Annotated in this window: 5 protein-coding genes; 1 reads left to right on the forward strand and 4 read right to left on the reverse strand. The window is 57.6% G+C overall.

All coding sequences use genetic code 11. From position 1 onward, the window contains the following. Window positions 1–482 precede the first annotated feature (482 nt). Genes Q0721_RS07750 through Q0721_RS07765 form a run of 4 tightly spaced genes read right to left on the reverse strand, consistent with a single transcriptional unit; the run spans window position 483 to window position 4,276 of the window. Window positions 483–980, reverse strand: a complete 498-nt coding sequence (locus Q0721_RS07750; RefSeq protein ID WP_299027845.1) for a YbaK/EbsC family protein — start codon at window positions 978–980, stop codon at window positions 483–485. Window positions 981–996: 16 nt separating this feature from the next. Next, window positions 997–1,752 carry a 23S rRNA (guanosine(2251)-2'-O)-methyltransferase RlmB gene (rlmB, locus tag Q0721_RS07755; RefSeq protein ID WP_299027848.1) on the reverse strand — a complete coding sequence of 252 codons (756 nt, stop codon included), beginning with the start codon at window positions 1,750–1,752 and terminating at the stop codon, window positions 997–999. A 16-nt stretch (window positions 1,753–1,768) separates the two neighbouring features. Next, on the reverse strand, window positions 1,769–3,175 hold the full coding sequence (cysS, locus tag Q0721_RS07760) for a cysteine--tRNA ligase (protein WP_299027851.1): 1,407 nt from the start codon (window positions 3,173–3,175) through the stop codon (window positions 1,769–1,771). Between the two features lie 24 nt (window positions 3,176–3,199). Then, window positions 3,200–4,276, reverse strand: coding sequence for a PIN domain-containing protein (locus Q0721_RS07765; protein WP_299027853.1), 1,077 nt, complete (start codon window positions 4,274–4,276; stop codon window positions 3,200–3,202). A gap of 483 nt (window positions 4,277–4,759) precedes the next feature. Here Q0721_RS07765 and Q0721_RS07770 point away from each other — a divergent pair. After that, a partial coding sequence (locus Q0721_RS07770) for a right-handed parallel beta-helix repeat-containing protein (RefSeq protein WP_299027856.1) occupies window positions 4,760–7,679 on the forward strand: 2,920 nt, incomplete at its 3' end.

Here is a 7,679-nt window from a genome sequence, read left to right on the forward strand (position 1 = left end):
TTGGGAAGCACCTCTGTGGAAGGCAAGTTCAAAATATTATAACCCCGGGCCAGCGGTGTGTATGCGCTCTACTCGCCCGGCCAGGGCCGGCCACGAAGGCAGGCCAAGCAGGCATTGGCCGACTCAGTTCACGCATGTTTGCCCCATAGCAATTTCCTAGCCGAAAGAAACAACTCATGCCCAAACGAAAAACGCTTGACGCCGTCCAATCTTTTGGAGAGGAAACCCATTTGGGTAGGGGGCTTTCCTTACTCAGGGAGAAAACGGGAAACCGGCGGCTCCGCGGCGAATGGCACAGGGGGATCTAAAGGCTTGGCTGTGGGCCTGGGCGACTGGAGCGCGTGGCTTAGCGCTAACCCGCCTCGATGAAGGGAGGGTACTCTTTATTATTCACATCCGGACTCTAGTAAGAAGCCACGTGGTAAGGGCAGGTCGTCTTCATAGCAACTGCGTGGCCTAACAACGCAGGAGGCTTCGGTGCTTTATGAACCTTTGACCCGGATCACCTGAGCCTGGGCGACGCGCTGCAGGTCGGCAGGGGCAATAGGGAAGATGGCGTTGGGCGTGCCGGCCGCAGCCCACACGGTTGGATATTGCAATAAATCTTCATCCATGTAGGTAGCCATGGGGGTAACGTGCCCCAAAGGTGGTACGCCGCCGATGGCAAACCCCGTAACCTCACGCACGAAATCGGCCGTGGCTTTTTCCAGCGGCTCGCCAATTTGGGCGGCGGCCAGGGGCAAGTCCACGCGGTTGGCGCCGCTGGTGAGGATGAGCACGGCCTGTCCACTACGCTGCCCGCGAAACACCAGCGATTTGACAATCTGGCCAACGCTACAACCCACCGCTTGGGCGGCTTCCTGGGCGGTGCGGGTGGAGACCATGAGTTCCCGAACCTGAATATCCAATCCATGCGCGCTCAGGGCGGCCTGAACGCGCTGCGCAGCGGGGCTGAGGGGAGTGAGCAAGGGGTCAGTCATCGGGCACTTCGTGAGATCAGAAGGGGGAAGGACTTGAGTGCGCTTGACGGGCCAGCAGGCACAGGTATAGGGCGATGGAACCGGCCGCCGCGGCATTCAGGGACTCCACCTGGCCGCGCATGGGCAGGCGCAGCAGAAAATCGCACTGACGGCGCACCAGAGGGCGCATTCCTTCGCCTTCGCTCCCCACCACCAGCGCCAGCGGGGCATCCAACGGCAGAGCCTGCGGAGGTTGGGCTTCAGGGGCCATATCCAGTCCTACAACCCACACCCCGCTACTTTTCAAGCGCTCCAGCGCCTGGGCTAGGTTGAGACGGGCGATCCGCAGATGCTCGCTTGCGCCGGCGGAGGCATGCACCACGGCTGGCGTCACCCCGACGCTGCGTGCCAGGGGCAGAATCACGCCGTGGGCGCCCACGGCTTCGGCAGTACGCAGCAGGATGCCCAGGTTTTGGGGGTTCTGGATCAGATCGAGCACGAGCAGGAGCGGGGGCTCACTACGGCGATGAGCCTCCGCAAGAAGAGTGGGCAAGTCGCTGTAGGGATAGTCTCCCACTTGGAGTGCCACACCCTGGGGGTTTTCCCCTAACGAGTCCACCTGCGAGCGTGGCGTGGTTTCCACTGGGATGCCCCCGGCGTTGGCCAGACGCACGATCTCAGCCAAACGACCCTTGACCTCGGCGCCCTGGGCCAGGCGCAGCCGGTAGATCGGGCGGCGGCGCGCGCGCAGGACTTCGTAGACGGGGTTACGCCCGGTGATCCATTCGCGCATAGTGGCGGATCGGCAATCAGGAGGACTTCCAGCGCCAGGTGGTGCCCTCGCGCGCATCTTCGAGGATCACGCCCAGTTCAGCCAGGCGGTCGCGGATGCGGTCGGAGAGCGCCCAGAGTTTCTGTTTGCGCAGTTCGTTACGCACCTCAACCAGCAGGTCAATGAAAGGTTCGGCGGCGCTGGGGGCGGCGGGGGGTTCGGCCAGCGTCAATCCTAGGACGCCGGTAAGTTCGCGCAAGGCGGCCTGGGCGGGAGCGAGTTGCTCGTCGGTCGCTCCCTCGCTGCGTGCCTGGTTGATGGCACGTACCAGTTCAAAGAGCGCGGCTAGTGCGCCGGCGGTGTTAAAATCATCGTCCATGGCCTCGATGAAGCCCTGGCGGGTGGCCTCGATTTGAGCCTGGAGGGCCTCCAGCGTGGCTGCGGGGGCCCCGCTAGCCCCCGGCAGGGCCGGGCGCAGAGCGGAGCGCAGGCGCTCCAAGGCGCGTTCACTCTGCTGCACCACCTCATCGGTGTACACCAACGGGCTGCGGTAGTTGGAGTTGAGCACCATCATGCGCAGCACATCCGCCGGGTGCTTGGCGAGAAATTCTTCGATAGTAATCAGGTTACCCAGCGATTTGGACATCTTCTCGCCGCCGAGTTGCACCATGCCGTTGTGCACCCAGTAGCGCACAAAGGGCTTGCCGGTCAGGCTTTCGCTTTGGGCAATTTCGTTCTCGTGGTGGGGGAAGATGAGGTCGTTGCCGCCGCCGTGGATGTCAATCTGCTCGCCGAGGTGGTGCAGGTTCATCGCTGAGCATTCGATGTGCCAGCCGGGGCGTCCCATCCCCCAGGGGCTGGGCCAGGCCGGCTCGCCGGGTTTGGCGGCCTTCCATAGGGCGAAGTCCATGGGGTGCTCTTTGCGTTCGTCCACTTCAATCCGCGCCCCAGCCTGCATCTCCTCCAGCCGCCGCCCGGAGAGTTTGCCGTAATCGGGGTCGCTGGTCACGCGAAAGTACACATCCCCATCCACCACGTAGGCGTGTCCCTTCTCGATCAAGCCCTGAATCATGGCAATAATCGGTTCGATCTCCTGGGTGGCGCGCGGGTTGACCGTGGCGGGCTTGACGTTGAGGGCTTCCAAGTTACGCCGATAGTCCTCAATGTAGCGCTCCGCCAGGCGGAAAGGGTCTTCCCCCAGTTCCTGGGCACGGCGGATGATTTTATCATCCACGTCGGTATAGTTCATGACGAATTTCACGGCGTAGCCGCGGTACTCGAGGTAACGGCGGATGATATCAAACACCAGCGCCGACATGGCGTGCCCGATGTGGGCCTTATCGTAAACTGTGGGCCCGCACACGTACATGCGCACGTTGCCTGGCTCCAGGGTCTCGAAATCTTCTTTCTTGCGGGTGAGGGTGTTGTAGATGCGTAGGGCCATGGCGATCTCCTGCACGAAATGGGGTTACTCCAGGCGTGCGAAAATCATCCGTCCAGCCGAGGTCTGGAGGACTTTGGTGACCACAATCGTCACCTGTTGGTTGATATAGTCTTTTCCGTTTTCAACAACGACCATCGTTCCATCGTCCAAGTACCCCACGCCCTGGCCAGGCTCTTTGCCCTCTTGGATGAGACGGATGGAGAGCGTTTCGCCAGGTAGCAAGGCGGATTTGACGGCATTGGCCAGTTCGTTGACATTGAGAACGCGCACTCCCTGCAGTTCGGCCACCCGATTGAGGTTGTAGTCGTTGGTTAGGATGGGGCAGCGCAACTGTCGCGCCAGGATGACCAGTTTGTCATCCACCTCGCGCACCCCCTCGACATCAATGTCGGTGATGCGCACTGGTACGCCGCCAGGTTCCTTTTGCAGTTGGGCCAGCACTTCCAGGCCCCGCCGCCCGCGTTGCCGGCGCAGGCTATCGGAAGAGTCGGCAATGTATTGCAACTCGTTGAGCACAAAGCGCGGGATGAGCAGGGTACCGGGGATGAAACCGGTGCGGGCAATATCGGCGATGCGCCCGTCAATGATCACACTGGTATCCAGCAGGATGTTGCGGTTTTCGTACCAGGATTTTGGCGATTCGGCCTCGCGGGCCCCGCCCTTGCTAAAACCTGTGAAGAGGTTGAACAGATCATGCTGACGCATGACGAAGACGGTGACGCCCAGGTAACCGCAGACCACAACACCGATAAAAGGAAGAATTTCACCCAGAGGCGCGGGCAGGCGCGAGAGCGGGAAAGCCAGTAATGCGGCAATGATCAAGCCGGCGATAAGTCCAAAAAGCGCGGCAAAGAGGGTTTGCGCCGAGATACGGGTCAGGGTTGAGCGGATCGCGCGCATGGGGCGCGTGGTGATATAGGGGGTGAGAATGAGTCCGACCAGGGCACCGACCAGCCCAATGGTGAGGGCATACTGCTCTACCGTGAAGGTGGCAGGGGTGGGATTGAGGTTGGCCAGTTGGCCGAGTTGGGTGCCCAGGATGACACCCAGGATACAAAAGACAACCATGCCAATGAGACGAGCGATGAAATCGGCGCTCATGATAACTCCTTTCTAGATGAATTCGATTGTTAAGGTGCGGGATGAACGATCACGTGAAGAATAAACGAGGATAAGTCCGTGTGGCATTTGAATCATAGCATGCTCACCCATCAAAGTCAATGCGATGTAGCGGATGAAAGCGCGCCCGCGGCGAGGGTGCGGGCCATGCGAGCGGAAGGGATAAAGTGGGTATTGAGAGGGATGGGTTAGGTTGAGGGGGGATTAATTTAAGCTTGTTCGGCTTGACAAACGCCTCCATTTAGGCTAAATTAACAGTAAATTTACGCCATTTTTACGCGTTCTTTATGAGCGCAGGGGGAAGTAGAAAACACAACGTGGTCGCGAAGTCTACAGCCTCTCTAAATCCCAAGCCTCAGTCGCTGGCCTGCCTCGCAAGGGGGTGAGGAGGTTTTTTTGGTTTTCCCCGCAATGGCGTAATGCGATCACTCTTGGTTCCAATTTCACTCAAAGGGGAGGTTTCAGATGAAAGGAGCGTTTCTCAGTCGTTGCATAAGTTGGGTGGTTTTGATGGCCCTGTTGGTGCTGGGGGTGAGCTCAAAACCTAGGGTTCTAGCCGATTCTGGAGCAACATGGACGGTTTGCGCTTCGGGATGCGATTACATCTCTATTCAAGCGGCCATTAACGCGGCGAACGCGGGGGATACAATCCAGGTCCAAGCGGGAACCTACAATGAATACCTAAGCATCACAAAATCTATTATTCTTGAGGGAATAGGCACCAATCAAGTCACGCTAAACGCTACCGTGACCAATGGTTACGGCGTTTATATCAAAGCAGATAGCGTTACGGTTAAGGGATTGACCATTATTGGCAACTCGTCTACCTACTATGGGATTAAGGCGGAAGGGTCATTGAACTTAACCCTGAAAGATTTAGTGGTGAAACAGTATGGCCGTTCAGGGATAGACCTCAACGGCTGTACTAATTCTTTGATAGATACAGTTACCGCGCAAGCCAATGGCGGCGCCGGCATTGCCATAACCAACTCCACCGCTATCACCATGCAGTACCTGACCACCAGCGATAATTCTTGGGGTGGGGTAGCGTTGTTTACGGCCCCAGGACCTTACACGCCTGGCTTAAGCAATATCACCCTTACGGGCACCAACTCTTTTGGAGAAGTCAACCCGCTTTATGTCCAACTCGCTGATGCTTCACATTCTTTCACGGGGTTCTCTCAAAACGAGTTTGCTTATATCGTGCGCAACACGGCAGCCCCGTTGTTCACCTGGTATCAAAAGGATACGAGCTCAGTGCTTAGTTTCATCAATGATGCGAACTCAGTAAGCCCTGGGTTTAGAAACACTGCTGCCATTCAGCGTCTGAGCGACGGGACTTTCCACGTGTTAAGCGACACGCTGAAGATCCAACCGGCCATTGATCTTGCCGCCCCCGGCGGGACAGTGTATGTGTACCCGGGAACTTACACCGAGAATGTTCGCATCACTAAGAACATTTCTCTCCTGTCCACCGCAGGTCGAGAAAATACTACGATTCAAGGCATCTCGGGTCAAGGCGCATTGGGAACCCTTTGGATTTCCAACGCCACCACTGGCGTGAAAATAGGGGATGATAACCACGGATTTAAGATTGTTGGCATTGATAACGGTAATCCCGCTGTCGAAAACGCCGCTATCTACTTCCAGGGCAGCCACAGCAATGCAGTGATCAAAGGGAATGAGATTGTAGCAAATGGTGATTTTGGCCTTCTCACCGAGGCGGAACAAACGATTACCGGCTTTGTCATCGATAGCAACATCTTCTCCGGCAAGACATTTCAAGGTGACACGCCTGCAGGTGATGGATTTGGACAACAATTTGAATTATCCAATGTGCCGCGTCAGCTGGTGGTGATTAATGGCCCGAATGCCTCTTCTGTGACCTTCACAAACAATCAAGTGACGGGAACAGCCGGTGGCTTCAACGCCGATGGTAACCCTCAAGGGAATACCTTGGTTACTATTGATGCGCAGAATAGCACCATTGAAGGTAACACATTTGAAGGTACAACCTCGCGCTATGCGACAAGCCTGCGAGCACGTAAGGCAGGTACGACGATTCGGGGTAATGTTTTCAAGAGCACGGGGTTGCTTTCACTCGGTACGGGGCATCTTTACCTTGAGAACAACGCGATCGATAGCACCCTGATTACAAACAATACCTTTGACAAAGGGGTTTATATTGAGAACCCCAACCGTGGCACGGTTGGGATCAGTGTACAAGTCTTTGCGGCCAACGCGCCATCAAATTCTGTGATCCACATCCTGCCCGGCACCTACGAAGAACAGGTGGTGGTGACCAGCAAAACCCTCACCCTGCAGGGTGAAGGCACTAATCAGTCCGATGTGGTGATTAAATCGCCAACCACGTTGACCGCCAAATTCACCACCTCGGTGGATAACAAGCCGGTGGTGCTGGTGCAAAATGGTGCTAACGTCACCCTCCAGAACCTCACCGTAGATGGCGCCGGGCGCGGCAATACCAATTATGGTTTCATCGGCATCGGGTTCTATAATGCCGGCGGCACGGTCGAAAATGTCACCATTACGGGTGTGCGCGAAACTCCCTTTTCGGGAGCACAGCACGGCACAGGCATTTACGCTTATAACGGGGATGGCAGCTCCCGTGTCTTGACCGTGCGCAACACCACCGTGAGTGACTTCCAGAAGAACGGCATCACCGTGGTCCGTAGTGGCTTGACCGCAACCATCGAGAGTAACACCATCACCGGTGCTGGTGCCACCTCAACCATTGCCCAAAACGGCATTCAGGTTTCTTACGGCGCGGCGGCAACGGTCAAAGACAATACCATCGAGGACATTGCCTACTCCGGTTCAGGATGGGTGTCCACCGGCATCCTGGTCTATAAGGCGGGCTCCACGACGGTGGAAGGCAACGCCCTCACCAATAGTCAGGCCAGCATCTACGTGATCGAATCCAGCGCCACCGTGCGCCAGAACCGCATTAGCGCTCCGGCCTGTGTGGGCGAGGGCTGTTACGGGATCATCGCCAGCGACCCGCTGAGCGCGCGGCCCAGCCCGCTCGAAGAGGCGCTAGCACCGACGGCACCGACCCAGCCCAACCGCAGTGGTGGCTTCACCCTGCTGGGTGGCACCAACCCGCTGGATACGGTGACCGTCACTGCCAATGAGATCAGCGGCGCCCTCTACGCCAACGGGGAGAGCATTGGCCTGGGCGTTTATGAGGGGTACGCCGACCGTGATGTGGCCTTCAGCGCCAGCCAGAACGTCATTTCGGGGTGGTCTTACGGCGTTTACGTCGGGCGGTGTGAAGGCACCTGTTCCTCCGGCCGTCTGCGCACGTTTGCGCTCAACGACAATGCGATCACCAACAATAGTACGGGCATGCAATCGGACATCC

Origin of the sequence: uncultured Thermanaerothrix sp. (assembly GCF_938028735.1) — a bacterium.
Taxonomy (GTDB): domain Bacteria; phylum Chloroflexota; class Anaerolineae; order Anaerolineales; family Anaerolineaceae; genus Thermanaerothrix.